This window comes from Streptomyces sp. NPDC025651 (genome assembly GCF_055558735.1).
Map to the genome: position 1 here is coordinate 87,512 of NZ_JBVHLZ010000008.1, position 20,239 is coordinate 107,750.

Annotated in this window: 19 protein-coding genes and 1 pseudogene; 6 read left to right on the forward strand and 14 right to left on the reverse strand. The window is 71.1% G+C overall.

The window, feature by feature from the left end; all coding sequences use genetic code 11:
* Nucleotides 1–36: 36 nt before the first annotated feature.
* Nucleotides 37–2,256 (reverse strand): alpha-N-acetylglucosaminidase, encoded by a 2,220-nt coding sequence (locus ACZ4D5_RS26805; RefSeq protein ID WP_467774966.1) that lies wholly within the window; start codon nucleotides 2,254–2,256, stop codon nucleotides 37–39.
* 293 nt (nucleotides 2,257–2,549) lie between these two features.
* Between ACZ4D5_RS26805 and ACZ4D5_RS26810 the strand changes: the two genes are divergently transcribed.
* The 4 genes from ACZ4D5_RS26810 to ACZ4D5_RS26825 all read left to right on the forward strand — a co-directional run bounded on the left by ACZ4D5_RS26810 (nucleotide 2,550) and on the right by ACZ4D5_RS26825 (nucleotide 7,805).
* The gene (locus ACZ4D5_RS26810) at nucleotides 2,550–4,382 is read left to right on the forward strand and encodes an alpha-L-fucosidase (RefSeq protein WP_467774967.1); all 1,833 of its coding nucleotides are present in this window, start codon (nucleotides 2,550–2,552) and stop codon (nucleotides 4,380–4,382) included.
* Between the two features lie 156 nt (nucleotides 4,383–4,538).
* Nucleotides 4,539–6,008, forward strand: a complete 1,470-nt coding sequence (gene proP, locus ACZ4D5_RS26815) for a glycine betaine/L-proline transporter ProP (protein WP_467774968.1) — start codon at nucleotides 4,539–4,541, stop codon at nucleotides 6,006–6,008.
* 308 nt (nucleotides 6,009–6,316) lie between these two features.
* Nucleotides 6,317–7,042 (forward strand): GAF and ANTAR domain-containing protein, encoded by a 726-nt coding sequence (locus ACZ4D5_RS26820; RefSeq protein WP_467774969.1) that lies wholly within the window; start codon nucleotides 6,317–6,319, stop codon nucleotides 7,040–7,042.
* A 1-nt stretch (nucleotide 7,043) separates the two neighbouring features.
* Entirely contained in the window at nucleotides 7,044–7,805 is a 762-nt protein-coding gene (locus ACZ4D5_RS26825; RefSeq protein ID WP_467774970.1) for a GAF and ANTAR domain-containing protein, read from the forward strand.
* Between the two features lie 14 nt (nucleotides 7,806–7,819).
* Here the strand turns inward: ACZ4D5_RS26825 and ACZ4D5_RS26830 are convergent, their stop codons facing one another.
* Entirely contained in the window at nucleotides 7,820–8,008 is a 189-nt protein-coding gene (locus ACZ4D5_RS26830; protein WP_467774971.1) for a DUF397 domain-containing protein, read from the reverse strand.
* Nucleotides 8,002–8,599 (reverse strand): annotated as a pseudogene (locus ACZ4D5_RS26835) (Scr1 family TA system antitoxin-like transcriptional regulator). Before ACZ4D5_RS26835 ends, ACZ4D5_RS26830 begins: the two are co-directional and overlap by 7 nt.
* Before the next feature lie 155 nt (nucleotides 8,600–8,754).
* On the opposite strand from ACZ4D5_RS26835, the gene ACZ4D5_RS26840 reads away from it, so the two are divergent.
* Nucleotides 8,755–9,006: a hypothetical protein gene (locus tag ACZ4D5_RS26840; protein ID WP_467774972.1), complete on the forward strand. Its 252-nt coding sequence runs from the start codon at nucleotides 8,755–8,757 to the stop codon at nucleotides 9,004–9,006.
* A gap of 57 nt (nucleotides 9,007–9,063) precedes the next feature.
* Here ACZ4D5_RS26840 and ACZ4D5_RS26845 read toward each other — a convergent pair whose 3' ends face one another.
* A complete protein-coding gene (locus ACZ4D5_RS26845; protein WP_467774973.1) occupies nucleotides 9,064–9,627 on the reverse strand; it encodes a class I SAM-dependent methyltransferase in 564 nt (187 codons plus the stop codon).
* A 401-nt stretch (nucleotides 9,628–10,028) separates the two neighbouring features.
* Between ACZ4D5_RS26845 and ACZ4D5_RS26850 the strand changes: the two genes are divergently transcribed.
* On the forward strand, nucleotides 10,029–10,850 hold the full coding sequence (locus ACZ4D5_RS26850; RefSeq protein ID WP_467774974.1) for a MerR family transcriptional regulator: 822 nt from the start codon (nucleotides 10,029–10,031) through the stop codon (nucleotides 10,848–10,850).
* A 247-nt stretch (nucleotides 10,851–11,097) separates the two neighbouring features.
* On the opposite strand, the gene ACZ4D5_RS26855 is transcribed toward ACZ4D5_RS26850, so the two are convergent.
* The 10 genes from ACZ4D5_RS26855 to ACZ4D5_RS26900 form a co-directional block, all read right to left on the reverse strand.
* Nucleotides 11,098–11,904: an SAM-dependent methyltransferase gene (locus ACZ4D5_RS26855; RefSeq protein WP_467775331.1), complete on the reverse strand. Its 807-nt coding sequence runs from the start codon at nucleotides 11,902–11,904 to the stop codon at nucleotides 11,098–11,100.
* A 353-nt stretch (nucleotides 11,905–12,257) separates the two neighbouring features.
* Nucleotides 12,258–13,082, reverse strand: a complete 825-nt coding sequence (locus ACZ4D5_RS26860) for an endonuclease I family protein (protein WP_467774975.1) — start codon at nucleotides 13,080–13,082, stop codon at nucleotides 12,258–12,260.
* A gap of 186 nt (nucleotides 13,083–13,268) precedes the next feature.
* Nucleotides 13,269–13,691, reverse strand: coding sequence for an acyl-CoA thioesterase (locus ACZ4D5_RS26865; RefSeq protein WP_467774976.1), 423 nt, complete (start codon nucleotides 13,689–13,691; stop codon nucleotides 13,269–13,271).
* Nucleotides 13,692–13,724: 33 nt separating this feature from the next.
* Nucleotides 13,725–14,408 (reverse strand): hypothetical protein, encoded by a 684-nt coding sequence (locus ACZ4D5_RS26870; RefSeq protein WP_467774977.1) that lies wholly within the window; start codon nucleotides 14,406–14,408, stop codon nucleotides 13,725–13,727.
* A 51-nt stretch (nucleotides 14,409–14,459) separates the two neighbouring features.
* Entirely contained in the window at nucleotides 14,460–15,365 is a 906-nt protein-coding gene (locus tag ACZ4D5_RS26875) for a TIGR03619 family F420-dependent LLM class oxidoreductase (RefSeq protein WP_467774978.1), read from the reverse strand.
* A 78-nt stretch (nucleotides 15,366–15,443) separates the two neighbouring features.
* Nucleotides 15,444–16,037, reverse strand: a complete 594-nt coding sequence (locus ACZ4D5_RS26880) for a histidine phosphatase family protein (RefSeq protein WP_467774979.1) — start codon at nucleotides 16,035–16,037, stop codon at nucleotides 15,444–15,446.
* A 131-nt stretch (nucleotides 16,038–16,168) separates the two neighbouring features.
* The gene (locus tag ACZ4D5_RS26885; RefSeq protein ID WP_467774980.1) at nucleotides 16,169–16,957 is read right to left on the reverse strand and encodes a hypothetical protein; all 789 of its coding nucleotides are present in this window, start codon (nucleotides 16,955–16,957) and stop codon (nucleotides 16,169–16,171) included.
* Nucleotides 16,957–18,252 (reverse strand): VWA domain-containing protein, encoded by a 1,296-nt coding sequence (locus ACZ4D5_RS26890; protein ID WP_467774981.1) that lies wholly within the window; start codon nucleotides 18,250–18,252, stop codon nucleotides 16,957–16,959. Before ACZ4D5_RS26890 ends, ACZ4D5_RS26885 begins: the two co-directional genes overlap by 1 nt.
* A gap of 103 nt (nucleotides 18,253–18,355) precedes the next feature.
* A complete protein-coding gene (locus ACZ4D5_RS26895; protein ID WP_467775332.1) occupies nucleotides 18,356–19,585 on the reverse strand; it encodes an FAD-dependent monooxygenase in 1,230 nt (409 codons plus the stop codon).
* A 35-nt stretch (nucleotides 19,586–19,620) separates the two neighbouring features.
* Nucleotides 19,621–20,226, reverse strand: a complete 606-nt coding sequence (locus tag ACZ4D5_RS26900) for a cysteine peptidase family C39 domain-containing protein (RefSeq protein ID WP_467774982.1) — start codon at nucleotides 20,224–20,226, stop codon at nucleotides 19,621–19,623.
* Nucleotides 20,227–20,239 lie beyond the last annotated feature (13 nt).

The window sequence follows — 20,239 nt, forward strand, 5'->3', positions numbered from 1 at the left end:
TGTCACAGCCCCGAGCCCCTTGACGGGGCTTCCTGCTCACGGAGTTGAAAGACGGTCCCGCACTTGTGCGGCCAGCCTGTACACGTCCCCCGACGGGCGTACCGCAAGGCGGCCCGGGTCGCGGATCCACTCGTCCTCCAGCGCGAACCAGTCGATCTTCCCGGGGGTTCGGCCCTCCGCGAGTGCGGCGCGGAGCTCCTCGAAATACCGGGACCACCGCAACCGGTAGAGGCCTCCGACCAGCCCCGCCCACTCCCGGTTCGCGTAATCTCGCAGGCCCGCGTCCGCGCCGGACCGCGTGCCCCACACCGTCAGCAACGACAGCTGGTCGTACGCGAGCCGGTCCCGTTCCTCCGGGTCCGCGCCCCACGCCCGCGCGTCGGCGACCCAACGCCCCAGCAGATGGCGGGAGTCGGTGGCGACCAGGCGGTCGAGCAGGTCCGTCAGCTCCAGCCAGTCGCGGGTGAGCCGGTCGAAGCGGGCGGCGTCCTTGGCGTCGTACGCCTCCTTGATGCGCGGCAGCAGGACGCGGCTGCGGTTGGACAGGGCCTGGCGGGCGACGTCGAGCAGGTCGCGGCGGTACGCGGAGGAGTTCCGCATGTCCCGCCGCACCGCCAGGAGTTCGCCCAGCGCCGGCTCGAACTCGGCGGGCTCGTACCGCATCTTCTCCGGGGACCAGGCCGCCGCCGACTTCGCCGCGAGATCGGGCCGCGCGCCGAACAGGCCGTCGGCGCCCTCGGCCCACTCGTCGGCGCGGGTCGTGCCGTACGCGGTGCGGCGCAGGATGTCCCAGGCGGCCCCGGCGTGCGGGTCGGCGGCCCCGTACCGGGACGTGGACCACTCCCGGAACCATGATGCGAGGTCCACGTCACCTGTGCGCCACGCCAGTTCGGAGAACAGCTCGAAGGCGGCCGGGTTGTTGTCGGCGGCTTCGGGCATGAGGGATATCCCGCTGAGCGTGCTGCCTTCTCTGGTGCGCCACTTCTCGAACAGGGCTGCCCAGTCAGGAGTGTTGGCGCCGAGCGTGGTGTGGCCGCCGAAGTTCCAGATCGAGCCGAAGGTGTAGGGCGTCGAGCCCCAGTCGGCCTCGCGGTCGGTGACGTTCGGGAAGCGGTCGGAGAGGCCGTCGACGACGAGCATCCGCCGCTTGTCGACGGCGTCGGTGATGGCCTTCGGCGGATTGTGCTGCCAGCCGAGGATCACCCAGGTGGCGTCCGGGTGCGCGGTCCGCAGGGCCTTCTCGACGCCCTTGGCGGCGTCACCGACAGGCACGTCGCCGGGCTTTCCGCCCTCGTGCAGGAGGTCCATCTTGTACATCGTGGACGGGCCGTACAGCTCGTCCTGCGCGCGGTAGAACGCGGCGGCCACGCGCGCGAATCGGTCGGTGCGCGGATCCAGCCAGTCCGGTCGCGCGAAGCCGACCCAGTCGCCCTGCCGGACGGTTGCGGCGCCCGGGTTCCTCTTCTCGAACTCGGGTGGCACGGTCCCGAAGTAGCCCGGCAGGACCGGCGTCATGCCGAGCTCGCGCAGCCGGTCGCAGATGCGGCGGCCGAGGCGGGCGCGGGCGTCGAGCAGCTGCCGGGAGACGGGGTGCGGGAAGGCCGACATGTTCTGCAGGAGCCACCACGGCTGGTGGGCGGGGGCGGGGATCCAGGCCCGCAGCTCCTCGTCGGTGTACCCGAACTCCTGGAAGGCGCGGTGGTAGACGGCGTCCGCGCCCGCGTAGACGAGGACTTCGTTGTAGCCGTGCAGCGCGAGTACGTCGATCTCGCGCTCCCAGTGGTCCCAGTCGGCATAGGCCCCGGTGTAGCCGTCGTTCGTGTCGTTGAGGGCGAAGCGGTGCGGGGTGTTGGCCTCACCGGTGAGGGGCGCTGCGGGGGCGGGGAGGCGGTCGGGGAGGTGGTCGGTGCGGCTGCCCGCCCAGGTGATGTTGGCGTGCGTGACGTGCTTCAAGTAGTGGCGCAGGCCGGTGAGTTGGGTGGCGGGGTTCGTCGCGGCGACGGTGATGCGGCCGCGCCGGCCGGTGACGCGGAAGGAGTCCTCGGCGTGATGTCCCTTCGGGGTGGTGCGGAAGGTGATCTGGTCCCAGTGGCGGGGGAGGAGGCGGCGGGCCGCGTCCGCGGCGGCGGTGCGGCGAGGGGCGGGGGTGTGGGGAGAGGCGGGGGTGCCGTCGGCAGGGGTGCCGGAACAGGCCACGGCGGCGACGCCTGCCGTGGCGGCGAAGCCGGTGAGGAGGGTTCTGCGGGGGAGTGGCATGCGGGCTCCGTCGGTCGGGAGGGGGTGCGGGTGCCGAGGTGTGTCTTGCCCTGGGGGCGGGCCGTCTCTAACACGGGTGCGGGTTGGATGTGGCTTGTCGCGCAGTTCCCCGCGCCCCTGACGGGGCGAGTCACCTCAGTCATCGGGTCGATTGCTGCCACCGCTTGTAATTGGGCCCCAATGAACGGCAGTTGAGGGGAGGTCAGGTAACAACTCACCCCATTGACATCCGATGTATTCATCCCTACGTTCCCGAGCGACCCCCCAAACCAGGGAACCCCGGGAGCCGCCCCATGCGCCACAGAGCCACTGGAATCGCCCTGCTCCTCGCCGCGACCCTCGCGGGCACCGCCATGCCGAACGCCACGGCCGCCCCCGACGAGGCCGCGCAGTCCCCGCGGCGGCAGAAGGCGGGCCCCGGCACCGACCACGCCGCGGACGACCCCTTCACCGCCGACCGCACCAACTGGTTCCGCCAGGACCGCTTCGGGATGTTCATCCACTTCGGCGCGTACACGAACCTGGAGGGCGAGTACCAGCGCCCCGACGGCACCGTCTGCCGCGACGCCGAGTGGATCAAGCGGCAGTGCGACATCCCCATGGACGCGTACGAGAAGCAGGCCCAGTCCTTCGACCCCGCGGACTTCGACGCCGAGGCCGTCGTCAAGGCGGCCGAGGACGCCGGGATGCGCTACATCGTCATCACGTCCAAGCACCACGAGGGCTACGCGATGTGGCCGACGAAGGTCAACGACTGGAACCTGCGCGACCATTCGTCCTTCGACAAGAACCGCGACATCATGGCCGAGCTGAGGAAGGCGGCCGACGACGCGGGCATCAAGCTCGGCTTCTACTACTCGATCTGGGACTGGCACGACAAGGACTTCCCGGACCCGGCCACCTTCCCCCGGTACGAGAAGCGGATGTACGCCCAGCTCAAGGAGCTGGTCGACACCTACGACCCGGCGCTCCTCTGGTTCGACGGCGAGTGGGACACCGACAACCCGCACAACCCGTGGACGGCCGAGGACGGCGAGCGCCTGGAGTCCTACCTCCGCGGCCTGAACCCCGACCTGGTCATCAACAACCGCGTCGGCAAGCGCCGCGTCGTCGACGGCGACTACGGCACCCCCGAGCAGGAGATCCCAAACGCCCCCGTCGACGGCCAGCTCTGGGAATCCTGCATGACCCTCAACGACCACTGGGGGTACGCCCGTCACGACCATGACTGGAAGTCGGCCCAGACCCTGACCCGCAACCTCCTCGCCACCACGTCCCGCAGCGGCAACTACCTCCTGAACGTCGGCCCCGACGCCCGCGGCCGTATCCCGCAGCCCTCCCTCGACCGCCTCAAGCAGATGGGCGACTGGCTGCGCACGGCGGGCCAGGGCGAAGCCGTCTTCGGTGCCCGCTACGGCGGCCTCGTCGAGGAGCCGGCCTGGGGCCACGTGAGCCGCAAGGGCGACAAGCTGTACGCGGCCGTCACGCGGTGGCCCGCCGCGGGCGGCTCCCTGCACCTCAAGGCCCGCACCGACTTCGAGGTCACCGCGGCCCGCGTCCTCGGCAGCGACCAGAAGCTGACCGTCACCAAGGCGGGCGACGGCTACGACATCAAGCCGTCCGGCGCCGCCACGAACGACACGGCCACGGTCGTCGAGCTGCGGGTCGACCCGGGCCCCACCGCGCGCCCCGGCCGCGGCAAGGGCCTCAAGCAGGAGATCTTCGACAACGCGAAGCTCGAAGGCGCCCCGAAGGTCACCCGCACCGACCCCACCCTCAACCACGCCTGGAAGTTCACCGGCTCCCCGGCCGCCTCGATCCCGTCCGACGACTTCGGCGTCCGCTGGACCGGCTCCGTCGAGGCGCGCCGCTCGGAGACGTACACGCTGACGACCGTCTCCGACGACATGGCCCGCGTCTGGATCGACGGCAAGCTCGTGATCGACTCCTGGACCCCGCACGAGCCGAAGACCGACAAGGCGCAGGTCGCGCTCACCGCCGGCAAGCGGCACTCGATCAAGGTGGAGTACGCGGAGCAGACGGGCGAGGCCCACCTGAAGCTGCTGTGGTCGAGCCCGGGACAGGAACAGCAGATCGTGCCGAAGGGCCAGCTGTACGCCCGCTGACCATCGGTTTTTGTAGCGAATCGGGCCCCAAGTCCCCCGTCACAGGGGACTTGGGGCCACCGGCGTGAGGACCAATGGCGGGCACTTTCCCGTCCTCCGGGTTGGCAATGTTGATCGACGTCCGGCCAGGAGTACGACAGAGAGAGTGACTGCCCCGTGAGCGCGCCCGAAGCCCCCGAAACACCGGCACCGCCCGCGCCGGAGGCCGTGGCCAGGCACCGCGCGCTGTTCCGCGCGATCCACCGCCGCAAGAACCCGCGCCTGCGCCGCTCGGACATCACGGTCACCGAGGAGGCACAGGTCAAGCGGGCGGTGAAGGCGACCGCCCTGGGCAACGCCATGGAGTGGTACGACTTCGGTGTCTACGCCTACCTCGCCGTGATCATCGGCAAGGAGTTCTTCCCGTCGGGCAACGACACCGCGCAGACCCTCTCCTCGCTGGCCACCTTCGCCGCCGCCTTCCTGGTCCGCCCCATCGGCGGCATGTTCTTCGGCCCGCTCGGCGACAAGGTCGGCCGCAAGAAGATCCTCGCGCTCACCATGATCATGATGTCGACGGCGACGCTGGCGATCGGCCTCATCCCGAGCTACGCCTCGATCGGCTTCTGGGCGCCGGTCCTGCTCGTCCTCTGCCGCATGGTGCAGGGCTTCTCCACCGGCGGCGAGTACGGCGGCGCGGCGACCTTCATCGCCGAGTACGCGCCGGACAAGCGCCGCGGTTTCTGGGGCTCCTTCCTGGAGTTCGGCACCCTGATCGGCTACACGGTCGCCGCGGTCCTTGTCACCACCCTGACGGTCTGGCTCAGCGACGACGCGATGCGGTCCTGGGGCTGGCGCGTCCCGTTCCTGGTGGCGGCGCCCCTCGGCCTCATCGGCCTCTACCTCCGCATGAAGCTCGACGAGTCGCCCGCCTTCCAGAAGATGGAGGAAGCGGGTGGCGGCCCGGCCGCCGAGCGCGACAAGAAGTCCTTCCGGGAGTCCTTCTTCGGCCAGTGGCGCGCGATGCTGCTCTGCATCGCCCTGGTGGCGGCCTTCAACATCACCGACTACATGCTGCTTTCGTACATGCCGACGTACCTCACCCAGCTCGGCTTCGGCGAGACCGGCGGCCTGATGTCCATCGTGATCGTCATGCTGATCCTGATGGCGCTCATCAACTCCGTCGGCCGCCTCTCCGACCGCATCGGCCGCAAGCCGGTCCTGATGGCGGGCTCGGTCGCCTTCTTCGTCCTGGCCCTGCCCGCCTTCCTCCTGATCAAGCAGGGCGGCACGGTGGCGGTCTTCACGGGCCTGCTGATCCTCGGCCTCGCCCTGGTCTGCTACCTCGGCGTCATGTCCTCGTCCCTTCCCGCGCTCTTCCCCACGGACGTCCGCTACGGCTCGCTCTCCATCGGCTTCAACATCTCGGTCTCGCTCTTCGGCGGTACGACGCCGCTGGTCGTGGCCGCGCTGATCGGCGCCACCGGCAACGACCTGATGCCCGCCTTCTACACGATGCTCGCCGGTCTGGTCGGCATCATCGCCGTGGCCGCGATGAAGGAGACGGCGCGGCAGCCGCTGGAGGGTTCTCCGCCGTCCGTCGCGACGGACGAGGAGGCGGCGGAACTGGTGGAGCGGCAGCGCTGAGTGCCCTTCCCGTGCCGTGTGCGGGAATGGCTGAACTTCCGGCTCCGGGGCAGGAATCCTGCCGTCCCGGGGCTAGGCTTGGGTACGTACCGTGAGTCGTCCAGGCGGGGTGGAGCTGGCCACAGCGGCGACTTGGGCGGGCAGGCACGAATCGAGGCGACGACCGGAACGTTCCGTCAGCGGGCACCACACGGCTCTCTGCAGTCGGCCCTACTTCGGCGCGCCTTCCAGCGCGTTCTCCCGCGAGCCCGGTCCTCGCTCGCTGCCGCGCAGCCGGGAGGCGACGGAACGGACTTCCGATGTCTGCCATGCGACATGACGTCCTCGCCGCCGAGGCCGTGCTCGACCTGGCCTCGCGCACGAACGGTTTCGACGTCCTTGAACTGCTGCACGATCTGACGACATACGCGGTCAAGCTGCTGGGTGTGCGCTCGGCCGGGGTCACCGTCCTCGACGAGTCCGGACGGGTCGACTACGTCACCGCCTCCGACGAGGCGTGCCGGCGCCTCGAAGAAGACCAGCTCGAACTGGACGAAGGCCCTTGTGTGGACAGCGTCCGCACCGGCAACGTCCTGCTCCCTGTCCTGCTGTGCGCCGACCGCATCAGCTGCCGACGCTGGCCGCGCTTCACCCCACGCGCGCTGGCCGCCGGCATCACCAGCGTCGCCGCCGTGCCCATGTGCGCCTTCCAGTACCCGGTCGGTGCCCTGAACCTGTTCAGCGCCCACCGTGTGCCCACGCGTGAGGACTTGTGCCTGGCCCAGATCCTCGCGGATGCTGCCGGTGTCTGTCTGCAGCACCGGCAGACCCTGCTTGCCAAGGACGAGATCATCGGCCAGCTGGAGACCGCCTTGGAGTCCCGCATCGTGATCGAACAGGCCAAGGGTGTCCTCGCCTCCCGCCTGGGAGTCGACGTGGAAGAGGCGTTCGCCCGGCTGCGCGCCACCGCCCGCTCCCGGCGGCAGAAGCTCACCGAGCTGGCCGCCCAGATCGCACAAGGATCCGTCCCGGCCGAGTTCGACACGGTGGTGTGACATGCCACGCGAGGAACGGGACGCCGCTTCGGGCGACGCCCCGCCACCCACGGACGTCCTGGGCGCGTTCCTGGCCCGTGCGCTCCTGGCCACCCGCAACGGCGGTCCCGGCCCGGACACCGCTGTGCCGCCGGGCGTCGCCCGCCTGCTCGGTCTCGACGCCCTCACCCTGAACGTGCTCGCCTTCGGCGGTCAGCTCGAACTGCTGTGGTGCGACCCGGCCACGGGACTGGGCCCCGAACTGGACACCCTGCAGTACACCCTGGGCGACGGTCCCGCCCTCGAAGCCGTACGGCACGGCCACACCCTGACCGAACCGGACCTGCCCGCCGCCGCCCCGGCCCGCTGGCCCCTCTTCCTGCCCGCCGCCACGCGCACCCCGGTCCGCGCCCTCGTCGCCGCGCCCCTGAGCCTGGGCGCCGCCGTCATCGGCGTCCTCACCGGCTACCGCACCACCCCCGGCCCTCTCACCCCCGCTCAACTCCACGACCTGAACCGCCTGGGCCGTGCTCTCGTGTGCCTGCTGTACACCGAACTGACCAGCCCGGCCGACCACACCGGACCGGCCAGCGCCCTGCGGCTGCACCGCGCCGAGGTCCACCAGGCCACCGGGTTCCTCGCCAACGCACTCGGCATCCCCATGGGCCAGGCGCTCCTCCGCCTGCGCGCCCACGCCGCCACCCACGGCCACGCCCTGCCCGACCTCGCCCGCGACGTCCTCGCCCGACGCCTGCCGCCCGACACCTTCGATCCGGAGGGGTAGCCGGTGGGTTGCGCCTAGCCTCGCACGGCGTACGTGATGAACTCCGCCCAGGCGCGGGGCGCGAGGGCGAGCCGGGGGCCTTGGGGGTTCTTGGAGTCGCGGATGTGGATGGTGGTGGGGCAGGGGGCGACTTCTCCGCAGTCGTCGCCGGAGCCGCCGCTGTAGCTGCTCTTGAACCAGGACAGTTCGGGGGTGCTCAGCACGCTCCTCGCCTCCGCTCCAACAGACTCATGGAGTCTTCCATGGGTAGAGCCCGCGTGCGCATCCTGGCATGCCGCGTCCGGATGGTGCTGACGACTTTCGGATCGGCGATCAGCTGCCCGCTCTCTCGTCCCTCGGAGTAGGCGAACCACTTGTGTTCAGGCGTTTCCAGCAGCCGCATAGGGCCGTCCATCCCCGCATGATTCGCTCGCGCCACCGGCATGATCTGCAACTCGATGTTCCGGCGCTCGACGCGCGCCTCCAACTGTGCCTCGATCTTCCGCCTCCTGTTCAAGCTGAGCCCACCGTCGGAACCACGACGCCAACCCCCGCTGCCGCGACAGCTGATTGACCGCAAGCCGCAACGTCCCGAACGCGTCCAGCGCCGCCTCGCACTGGTCGACGAACCGCGTCGGCGGGAAGCGTCTGCCCTGCTCGATCGAGGCGAGGAAGTGGGTGGAGCAGCCGATCTTGGGGGCCAGGGACTCCTGCGTGTACCCGGCGCGTTTGCGGAAGCTCTTCAGAGCCGCGCCGAAAGCCTTGAGCCCATCGGTCGGTTCGGGCTCGTTATTGCCCTGCGTACTCGACGACATCACGGGTATCCCCTGACGCTCGCCTACCGTTCCCCGCCAACTCGCCCATGGTCACGTTGGGTTACCCGTACTGTCCACCGCTCGCACTCGTACGCTTACGGAGCGTACGAGTTTCGAGGCTGGTGAACCGCTCCGCGCACGGCCACGGTTGCCGTATGCCGACCCAAGCCCAACCCGCCACCCCCGTGCGGGAAATCACCGAACGACTCGGCGCCACACCCCGAGGCGCCCGCCTGGTGAGGAGGCTGGCCAGGTATCACCTGGACGGCTGGGGCATCGCGTACGACACCGAACTCTCGGACGCCGCGGAGACGATCGTCGCCGAACTCGCCATCAACGCCGTCACCCACGGCCGCGTGCCGGGGGCTCGTGATCGTGGCGGCCCTGGCGGCCGAGTGGGGGGGTGAGGGGAGGGAGGTCGGCAAGACGGTGTGGGCCCACGTGGACGTCGGGGGCGACCGCCGCTACGTGGAGCGTTTGGTGCAGAAGTAGATGCGGTCCGATGTGTGGGTGCTGGTGACGTCGACGGCGTCGACCGACTCCGACAGGGCGTCGAGGAGTGCCTCGAACGGGCCGGGGGCGTAGCGGTTGAGCCAGATGTAGCCGTTGGCCGTCTCGCGGCGCAGCAGCACCTCGGGCTCCCTCGGCGCCTGGAACAGGGAGATCGCCACGTGGCGGCGGGTGACGCGGAAGAGTTCGCGTACCGCCGTCTCGTAGTACGGCAGGTGCTCCAGGAGGTGGCGGCAGTTCACCACGTCGAACGAGCCGTCGGGGAAGGCGAGGTCGGTGACGTTCATCTGCTGCCACCGCGCCTCCGGGTGGAGTTCGCGGCAGTGGGTGACGGCGGCCTCGCCGATGTCGATTCCGGTGTAGTCGGCCCGGAGGCCGGCCTGCTTCAGGTTGGTGTAGGTGACCCCGGATATCACCCCGCAGTCGAGCAGCTCGAAGGGGGTGGAGCCGTACTGGGCGGCGAGGCGATCCGTCACCGTCGCGTGCGAAGGGTGCTGGGCGCGCCCTCTCTCGCTCATGTAGGTCACGTCGGAGGACTGTGCCCATAGAGATGTTGTGGTCACTTCTGACTCCCCATTGTGAAGCAGACGATCACGACGTCGATCAACCATCGTGCGCAACACCGGCCCCGACTTCAACCCCGTCCCCGGGCGTGCGCAAGTCGGGCGCTGGGCGCGCTGGTTGCGCTGAGGTGGAGATGGCGGGCCTGGCCCTGTCCGTCCGTTGCACCGGTCCTGCCCACGATCGTGTGGCCGACGACTACCGGGGCGGTGGTTCCCGCGCAGGACGGCGATGGGGTACTTCGGCAGGCGCAAGGGCGGCTGACCGGTGCCTGAGCTACCGTCGGCGTGGTTGCTGTGTGCCGGGCGAGTTGTTCGTTGACCCTCACACCGTGTCAGGCGCTGAACTCGGAGACATCATGTTCACCATCGGAGACTTCGCCCGGCACGGCCGCGTTTCGGTCCGGATGCTGCGTCACTACGACGCAACCGGCCTTCTGCGTCCCGCCCATGTCGACCCCGCCACCGGCTACCGCTCCTACACGGCCGCCCAGCTCACCCGTCTGAACCGGGTCATCGCGCTCAAGGATCTCGGTCTCACCCTCCAGCAGGTCCGGCAGATCCTGGACGAGGAGGTCAGCACCGAGGAACTGCGCGCCATGCTGCGGCTTCGGCGGGCCGAGCTGGAGGCCGACATGGTGGCGGCCGCCGCGCGCCTGGTCCAGGTCGAGGCGAGGCTCCGGTCGATCGAGAGCGAGGGGCACATGCCCACGAACGACGTCGTCATCAAGAGCCTTCCGGCGATCCGCGTGGCGGAGCTGACCGCGGTCGCCGCGAGCTTTGAACCCGAGGACATCGGCCCGGTCATCGGTTCGCTTTACGAGGAGCTGTTCCGGCGCTTGGAGGTGGCGGGCGTCACGCCTGTGGGCCCTGGGGTCGCCTACTACGAGGACGCCCCGGAGGGCGGCGGCCGGATCAGCGTCCACGCTGCGGTCGAGGTCGCGGCCTCCCTCCAGGACGGCGCCTTCCAGGTGCTCGACCTGCCGCCCGTCGACCAGGCGGCGACGATCGTGCACCACGGCTCGATGGACACGGTGCTGCCTCAGGCCCAGGCCCTGGCCCGCTGGATCGATGGCAACGGCTACCGGTCGACCGGATACCCGCGGGAGGTCAGCCTGGAGTGTCCGCCGAACCGGGACGAGTGGGTGACGGAACTGCAGGCGCCGGTGACCAAGCCCTGATACTTACGGACATCTGTCCCGAACGGCGCCCTCATGCTGGAGCGTCATGGTCGGGCAGTCGGTGGCCGCAGTGGTCGGCGGCTGCCCTTGCGCTCGTACCGGAGGGGAGACATGGACGGACCGCGTTCTCCTGCAGGACGCCCACCGCCTCCTGTCGCTGCGTGAGCTCGGCACTCGCATGGCTGCGTCGCCGGAGATTCGGCAGGCCCCGGAGACGCCGGACCCTGCCGAATCGGGGTGCGTCAGGTCACGCCTTGCGGCCCACCGCCCCGTACGCGTCCACCGGCGTCGGGTCCGCCGTCTCCGCGCGCCACTGCGTGACCTGCGCGACGCCCGGTTCCACCAGGTCGAGGCCGTCGAAGAAGCCGCCGATCTCCTCGACACTGCGTACGTAGTAGGGGATCGCGCCGCTCTTGTTGTACTCGTTCGACGCCGCGATCATGCCCTCGCTCGTGGACGTCGAGTCGCTGATGACGAGGTAACTGCCGGACGGCAGACCGGCCATGAGGCGCGAGACGAGGTCCCTGGCCCGGGCGTAGTCGGCGACGTGGCCGAGCGTGTTCAGGATCATCAGGGCGACGGGGCGCGTCAGGTCCAGCGTCTTGCCGGCCTCGGCGAGGATCGCCTCCGGCTCGTAGAGGTCGGCGTCGATGTACGCCGTCTCGCCCTCGGCCGTGCTGGTCAGCAGGGCGCGGGCGTGGGCGAGGACCAGCGGGTCGTTGTCCACGTAGACGATGCGGGAGTCCGCGGCCGCGCGCTGGGCGACCTCGTGGGTGTTGTCCGCCGTCGGCAGGCCCGTGCCGATGTCGAGGAACTGCCGCACGCCCTGCTCGGTGACCAGGTGGCGCACCGCGCGGCCCAGGAAGTGGCGGCTGGTGCGCGCCACGTCGACCAGGCCCGGGAAGATCTCCTTGATGTGGTCCCCGAGTTCGCGGTCCTTCTCGTAGTTGTCCTTGCCGCCCACGAAGTAGTTCCAGAAGCGCGCCGAGTGCGGCGTACTGGTGTCGATCCGCGCCCGTATCGCCGCGGCCTCGGCCGCCTCCTCGGCGTCGATGGGGCCGAGCTGGGCTTCGAGTTGCGCGTCGGGCTGCGGGTGGAGATCTGACACGAGGGCCTCCTGAAACGTACTGAGCACGCGTGTGCGGCGCGGGTGGTTCGGTGGGCAACGCGGGTAGTTCGATGATCAATCAGATCGGGCATCAATCTAGACGGTCCCTCGCCGACGTCAGTTGCCTGCCCCACCCCAGCACCCGATATCCAACTCGCGCCCCCGCGGACCGGCTTGGAAACACCACGCCGCGCCGAGCGCCGCCCACGACCTCACGGCACCCGGCCGGGTCGCGGACCGCCACGAAGCCACGCCCGCGCAGATCGCACGGGCGTGGCTCCTGCACGCATCGCCGGACGTCAGTAGACCTCTTCCACCCACTCCGGGTGGTCGATGAACGGGTTCCTGTTGTGCTGGAACTTGTCGAATATGACCTGGTTGCGGTTTTTCTCGAAGGTGTCCGGCGGGTCCTCGTCGCTCCACTGCTTCAGGACCGAGAGGCGGCCGATGGCGGGGGCGCTGCCGTTGTCGACCTGGTCGTTGGGCTCCAGGTCGGGGAAGCCGCTCTCGCCGTCGTAGCGCACGCCCATGTAGAGGATCATGCGGGCCACATCGCCCTTGACCTCGTCGCGGGGCTCGAAGGAGTCGCCGTCGGTGAGGTTGCCGGGGGCTCCCTCGACCGCGCCGCCGCCGTTGTCGAAGTCCTTGTTGCCACGGATGCTGTTGACCGTGACGTCCTCGGGGCGCAGGTGGTGGATGTCGGTGCCGGGGCCCGTCGCCGTGCCGAAGTCGCCGTGGGACTTGGCCCAGACGTGCTCGCGGTTCCAGTCGCCCTGGTCGCCGCCGCTGCTGCTCTTGGCCCGCGAGGTGCCGGAGTACAGCAGGATCACGTTCGAGCTGTTGGCCGGGTCCTCGTCGGTGGTCTTGAGGGCGTCCCAGACCTGGTCGTACGAGAGCTTGGTCTGGTCGCTGATGATCGTGTGCAGCGCGGACTTCAGCTCGGGGCCTGTCTTGCCGAGCGCGTCCTTGTAGTACGTGTCGTCGTAGGCGCCGACGGCCGTGGGGGCCGGGGCGGGTGTGGGGGAGGTGGTGGCCGTGGCGGTGGCCGGCACGGTGATGCCGACGAGGACCGCGGCGGCGGTCAGGGCCAGGGGTTTCCAGCGGCGTACGCGCGGGACGGGCATGTGGGGTGTGTCCTTTCCCGGAGGCTTCACGCGCCGCGCGCCCGCCAAGGAGCGTGCGGTCTACGCGGGTTGAGCAATCAACCACCGGGAGAGTGGCACGGATGTACGGATGACCGTGTGAACGTCGTGGGTCGGTTGGGTAACGATGTCATGTACACGGCTGAATGGAGGGGGTGAGGAGACGGACTACAGGCCGAGCACCTCGGGGGCGGTCGCCAGCGCGCGGAAGTACTCGCGCGGATCCGCCACCAGGCGCCGCTCCTTGAGGTCGAGCAGCCCTCCCAGAGAAGTGATCGTCGCGGCCGCCGTGCCGTCCGCCTTCGTGACCGTCTGCTCGATGGTGAAGGTCTTGCGCTCGCCCCACACGAACGCGCAGCTCACCTCCGTCTCGTCGCCCGCGCGCAGCTCGCGGAGGTAGCGGATGGTGTTCTCCAGGACCACCGGGCCGACGCCCTTGTCCAGGAGGTCGGTCTGCGCGATGCCGGCCGCGCGGAGCATGGACCAGCGGGCGTGCTCGGCGTACTGCAGGTAGACGGCTTGGTTGAGGTGGCCTTGGGAGTCCGTCTCGTACCCACGGACGACGACGTTCACGGAGAACGGCTCGGTCACGGTGTTCCCTTCAGTTGTGGCTTGGTGGTCGGTTCAGGTTCGTCTCGGTGACGCCAGCACATAGCGGGCGCCGCCCCGCCGTTCGCCGTGCTCGCTGACCTGCCAGCCCGCCCGCTCCAGCGCCGCCGCGCAGGCGCGCAGGCCCTCCGGGGACGGCTCGCGCACGGCGACGGCCTCCGGCTGCGGGGTGCCGGTGACCTGGTAGCCGGGGTGGTCGGGGTGGGCGGGTCGGCAGCCCGCGGCCTCCAGGGCCAGCGCCGCCGCCTGCACCAGGTGCGTGCGCTCCCAGGCGCAGGGGCGGTCGCGGGCGCCGTCCGTGTTCGTCATGCGGCGCAGCTCGACCAGGCCCTCCCATGCGCTGCGGACCTCCCGCGCGCGGGAGGGGCCGTCGCTCGCGACGGCCTTCTCGGTGCCGGTGCGCGCGGCGAAGACGCCGGGTGCCGCGGGTTCTTCCTGTGCGGCACCCCCATCCCGTACAGCGTCTTCGTCTCGTGCGGCACCCTCGTCCCGTACAGCACCTTTCTCTCGTACGGCACCCTCGTCCCGTACGCGATGACCGGCCGGCGTCAAGAAATACGCGTGCGGAGGGCGCGGGTGGCGGAAGGCGAGGCGGGCCCGCACCAGGGCCGTGAGCTGGGCCTCGGTGCCGGTCAGGCGCCCGGTCTCCGGGTCCGCGGCCTCGATGATCCGTCGCTGGGCGGCAGTGGGAGGCTTCACCGCGCACACACCCCTTCCCCGGTCGGTCCCCTCAGCCGCGTCCGGCCGGACTCAGCTGCTGGTTCCGATGGTGCCCTGCGCCACTGACATCAGGAGTTCGAGCACACGCCGGTCGTCGTCCGCGCCCTCCCGCTCCTCGGGGCTGCCGGGGTAGGTGTCCAGGAGCACGTCCGTGGCGCCCAGTTCGGCGAGCGTCTCCAGGTCGCCGCGGATCTGGTCGACGCTGCCGTGCCCGAGCGGGCGCTCCGGTGCGTCCTGCTGCTGCCCGACGCGGATCTGCAGGCGCGGCACGAGGCCGGGCGCGGGGCGGCCCGCGGTCTCGGCCTCGGCGGCGATGCGGGGGAGCGCCTCGCCCAGCAGGGCCCGGCTCGGCATGAACGGGTGCCAGCCCTCGCCGAGACGGGCCGCGCGGCGCTGCGCGGCGGGGGAGTTGCCGCCGACCCAGACGGGCAGCGGGCTGCTCGCGGGGGCCGGTGCGGTGCGGACGCCTTCGTACGAGACGTACGCGCCCTGGAAGGAGGCCGGGTCCTCGCGCCACGCGGCGCGGATCGCGGTGAGGTACTCGTCGGTGATCGCCCCGCGCTCGCGGAAGGGCACGCCCAGCACCTCGTACTCGGCGGCGGACCAGCCGACGCCCGCGCCGAGGATGAAGCCCTCGGGGTTCAACTGGTCGATGTTGGCGGCAAGGCGCGCGGTCTGCAGGGGGTGCCGGTAGGGGATGACGGTGATCGTGGTGCCGAGCCGCAGTCCCGGCACGCGCCCCGCGAGGTGGGCGGCGAGCACAAACTGGTCGTAGAACGGCGCCGGATAGACCTCGTGGACGTCGGGGGTCACCGCGATGTGATCGGAGATCATCGCGAACTCGAAGCCGAGGTCACGCGCGTCGGTGGCCTGCCGCACGAGGGAGTCGGGGGTGGTGCCGGAACCGAAGTTGAGGAGATTGACGCCGTATCGCATGCGGCCAGTCTTGATGATCAAGAGCGCGGCTGTCGAACGGGGGTTCCCGCAAAGCCGGTTGAAGCCCTGGCCGAAGGCCTACGGCCGCAGGTTCCAGCTCGCCACCACCGGACGGCCGTGTTCCGTGCTCAGACGGCTCACCGTCCCCATGGCCAGCAGGAACAGGGATCCGCCCGACGTCGGCAGGCCCAGGCGGCGGGCCGTCAGGACGCGGAGGAAGTGGCTGTGGGCGAAGAGGACCACGCTGCCCTCGTTGTCCGCGAGGGCGGCGTCCACCTTGGCCAGCATCCGGTCCGCCCGCTCGCCCACCTGGTCCGGGGTCTCCCCGGGGTGCTCCGGCGGGCCGGGGGCCACGCCGTCCGTGAAGAGGTACCAGCCGGGGCGGGCGCGGTGGATCTCGACGGTCGTGACGCCCTCGTACGCGCCGTAGTCCCACTCGCTCAGATCCGGGTCGACCCGCGCGTGCCCGAACCCGGCGAGCTCCGCCGTCTCCCGAGCCCGCCGCCGCGGGCTGGTGAACGCCGCGCCGATCCTGAAGCCGCCGACGAGCGGCGCGAGCGCGCGTGCCTGCTCCCTGCCGTGGTCCGTGAGCGGGACGTCCGTCCAGCTGGTGTGCCGCCCGTTCAGGGCCCACTCGGTCTCGCCGTGCCGGACGAGAAGCAGATCGCCCATGGTCGCGCCCTTCTTGAAGCGGTTCGGGGGGAAGCGGTTCGGGGTGTTGCAGCTCGGGGTGATGCGGTTCGGGGGCGGCGGGCACCCTCGCCCGCCGCCCCCGAGACTGCCACGCCCCGAGCCGTGTGCCGCTACATGCCCTGCGGCACGCGCGCCGGACGGCCCGAGCCGCGCGTCAGGGCGTATCCGCCGACGCCCGCGAGCGCCGCGAGGACGCCGCCGGCCCCGGTCCACAGCCAGCGCGAGGACCACCAGCCGGACGTCCAGCCGTCCTCCGGCTCGGTGACGGTGGCGGGCCGCTGCTTGTCCGAGCCGATGCCCGGCACCAGCGGCTCCGCGAGCGCCCCGTCCACCGCCTGCGCGCCGCCCGCGTCGGTCGCGGTGACCTTCGCCTCGGCCCGCACCGGAAGGCCCAGGTCGTCCTTCTTGAGGTCGGTGACCGTGAGCCGCAGGTAGTACGTGCCCGGCAGCGGGTCGTTCGCCCACTGCTCCGACCAGCCCCGCACCGTGCGCAGCGAGCAGGACAGCGAGACCGACGCGTCGTCCTGAGCGGCCGTCTTCGTCGGCGTCCCGAGGCGGCAGGCCTGGCGGCGCCGCAGCCCGTCGTACACGTCGACCTGCCAGGTGGACGCGGCGTGCCGGGCCGCGGCCTCCGGCAGCTTCACCGTGGCGTGCACGGTGGCCCGCTGCCCGGCGTCCACCGGGAACGCCCAGTACAGGTAGTCACCCGTGGACGCCTCCGCCGTGGCCTCCTGGTCGATGCGGATCGGCGTGGCGGTACGGAACGACGTGCCCGCCTCCGTCGCCTCGGCGCTCTTGTCGTCATCGGCGGACGCGACACCGGAAGCGGCGCCGGAGAAGGCCAGCAGAGCCGTACCGGCCAGCACGGCTGCCCGCCTCAACATGCGTGTCATAGCCATCAGTTGGTCCTCCAGACCGCGAGGCGCCAGCGCGACAGCCAGCCCCAGACCAGACCGGCGAGGAAGCCGACGAGCACGAGCAGGCCAAGGAGCCACCAGCCGTGGCCGAGCCCGAAGGAGGCGACGTCGGACGCCTGGTCGGCGGAGTCCACCAGATCCACGGTCAGCTCGACCGGCAGACCGGGCGTCGTCTTCACCGAAGCGGGCGCGGAGAAGGAGTTGCTGACGCGCAGACAGACCGTCTCCGCGGTGTCCTCGTCCTCCTCGTCGTCCGCCTCCGGAGTCGGGTGGCGCAGGCCCGTCGAGATCACGTCGGTGCGCCCGTCGCCGGACTCCTGGCCGCGCACGATCTCCCGGCCGTTCGGCGTCTCGGCGCGCAGCAGCACGCCGTAGTCCTGGTTCACCGCCCGGTCCGCGGACACGCTCACCGAGGCGCGCAGCTCCTTGCCCGCGGGGACGTCCACGCGGTACCAGCGGTGCTCGCCGAACTTCTCGCGGTCGGTGTAGAGGCCGGACTCCAGCTTCGGCGCGGCGCTGCACTGCGCGGCGCCCTTCGCCTCGACGGGCGTGACGACCGGGTCGGCCGCGCGGTCCACCAACTGCTTGACACGGCCGGACAGTTCGTCGGTGTGCCGGATCGAGGTGTACGTGCCGCCGGTGGCCTCCGCGATGCAGCTGAGCTGGTCGCGGGTCTTGGCGTCGGGCACCAGGCCGAGCGTGTCGATGGTGAGGTGGATGCCCTTGGCGGAGATGTCGCGGGCGACCACGCACGGGTCGAGCGGCTGGCAGGTGTCCTCGCCGTCCGAGATCAGCACGATGCGGCGGCTGCGCTCGGCGGTGTCGTCGGTGAGGTCGTCGGCGGCCTTGAGCAGCGTCGGGCCGATCGGGGTCCAGCCGGTCGGCGCGAGGGTCGCCACGGCGGTCTTCGCGTCGGTGCGGGCCGCCTGGTCGAGCTTCTCCACGGGGTAGAGCAGCTCGGTGTCCTTGCAGCCCGTCCTGCGGTCGTCGCCGCGGTAGTTGGCGCCGAGGGTGCGTATGCCGAGCGCGACCTCGTCCGGGGTCGCGTCGAGGACCTCGTTGAAGGCCTGCTTCGCCGCGGCCATACGGGACTTGCCGTCGATGTCGCGGGCCCGCATGGAACCGCTGACGTCGAGGACCAGCTCGACCTTGGGGGAGGGCTGTGCCGGTTCGTCGTCGTCATCGGCGGCCGCGGCGGGGCCTGCCGTGACGAGCCCGGCGGTCAGGGCGGCGAGCAGGGCGATGACCCAGGCCGCCGGCCGTTGTCTTGTGATCATCGCCGGATCCTATTGATCTTCGCGTACATCCCCAAAACGAGGTCAGAACGGCACACAGGGACACCGTTTGACTACGCATCACGCCCCGCGCGTGGGCGTCGCGTCAGCCCCTCCTCAGCTCCCGCCCCCCGAACGCCCCGCTGCCGTCCGCCCTCTTCCACCACGCCTCCAGCGCCTCCTGGTCCATGGCCCCCCAGTCGGGCGTCGCCTGAACGAGCGCGCTGCCGAGCCGCCGCCCCAGATCCACCATCGAGCGGCCGGAGAGGGTGCGGTCGGTGTCGTACGTGTCCAGGGCGTCCGCCCAGGTGTCGGCCGTGGCGAGCGCGGACTCCAGGACCGTGGCGTCCTGCAGCGCCTTGACCGCGCCCGCGCCGGTGTGCGGCCGCGCCACCGCCGCCGCGTCGCCGACGAGCAGGACGCGCTCCGCGGTGCAGCGGGGCGCGGTGAAGTCGTACATGGGCTGCAGGAAGAGCTCGGCCGGCGCCGTCTCGCGGAGCAGGGCGCCCCAGTAGGGCGGCAGGAGGTCGTCGGCGACGTACGCGAGGTGGGCGGAGAGCGTCCGGGTGAGCCCGCCGGGCGGCAGGCTGGTGGGCCCGGTGAGCCGCAGGTCGAGACCGAGCCCGAGGTCGAGGTCGGCGGGCGGCGCGGTGTAGAGGACCCAGTTGACGCGGTGGCCGCCCGCGCCGTCGGGGATGCGGTAGACGATGACGTGGCCGCCGGGGAAGACGACGTACACGCAGTCCTCCTCGGCCCACAGCTGCGGATCGCTCAGCCGGGCCTCGGGGAACGCGCCGCGCCAGGCGAGGTATCCGGCGTAGGCGGGCCGGACGTCGCCGAACGCCGCCGACCGGGCCACCGACCGGTAGCCGTCCGCGCCGATGACGAGGTCGACGTGCTCGCTGCCGCCCGCCGTTTCGACCCGCACGCCGCCGGGGCCCGGTCGCAGCGCCTCCACGGGTGTACCGGAGCGGAAGGCGACGGTCCCGGGGACGCGGCTCCTCAACTCCCGCCACAGGGGACCCCAGTTGTACGTACGGAAGGGGAACGGCGTCGTGCCGATCTCCCGCCCGACGGGCGAGGCCGCGGCGTCGTCCCGCACGTACCACCGCCGGCGCACTATCTGCACCCACGGCATGCCCGCGTCCATGTACCCGGCCGACTCCAGCTCCGCGTAACGGGAGTTGTGCACGGCGAGCCCCACGCCGCGGTCCGCCAGGTCGCCCGCGGCGCGCTCGTACACGGTGATCTCGTCCGCACCCCCGCGGTGCGCGGCCAGTGCCGCGGCACACCCGGCGATGCTGCCGCCCACGACGGCGACCTTGCCTCCACGCATCATCGGGCCATCCTGGCACCAAGGGTGACCCTCTGTCAGCGCAGTGACACTCCGCGCCCGGCGAAGAACGGCTCGAACTCGTCGGTGGTCAGCGCCGCGGTCCTGGTCGCCGTGTCGATGCCCGACGGGTTGTGGAAGTGCAGACGCCCGTCCGCGGTGCGCGCGGTGAGCAGGACCAAGTGGCCGCCGCGGCCCGGGGAAGGGCGGTGCGGGCGGCGGATCTCGAAGTGCACGGAGGCGATGACCTGCCGTCCCTCGTCGAGGAGCGCGCCGATCTCCTCGACGGAGAGGTGCCGGTGGACGGTGGCGTCGACGCCGTGCTCCTCGCGGGCGTAGGCGGCGAAGGGGGCGTAAATCATTCCCCGGATGACCCCGCCCTCCTCCGTGTACGCGCCGTACTTCAGCGCGCCGTCGCGCAGGTGGAACAGGGAGGGCGAGGACGGGCCGAGCGCCATGCGGAAGCAGGTCAGGCCGCACAGGTGCCCGCACCAGCGCGCGTAGTCCTCGAGCGTCGCCGCGCCCGAGGTGCGCCAGGCGGGGTCGGCGGCCCGGTCGAAGTCCTCGTACACGATGGGCCCGACGAGTTCGGGTGAGGCGAACTGCGTGTGGACGGGCGCGGCGCAGGTGGTGCAGTGCGGCACGGTGCTCCTGGGG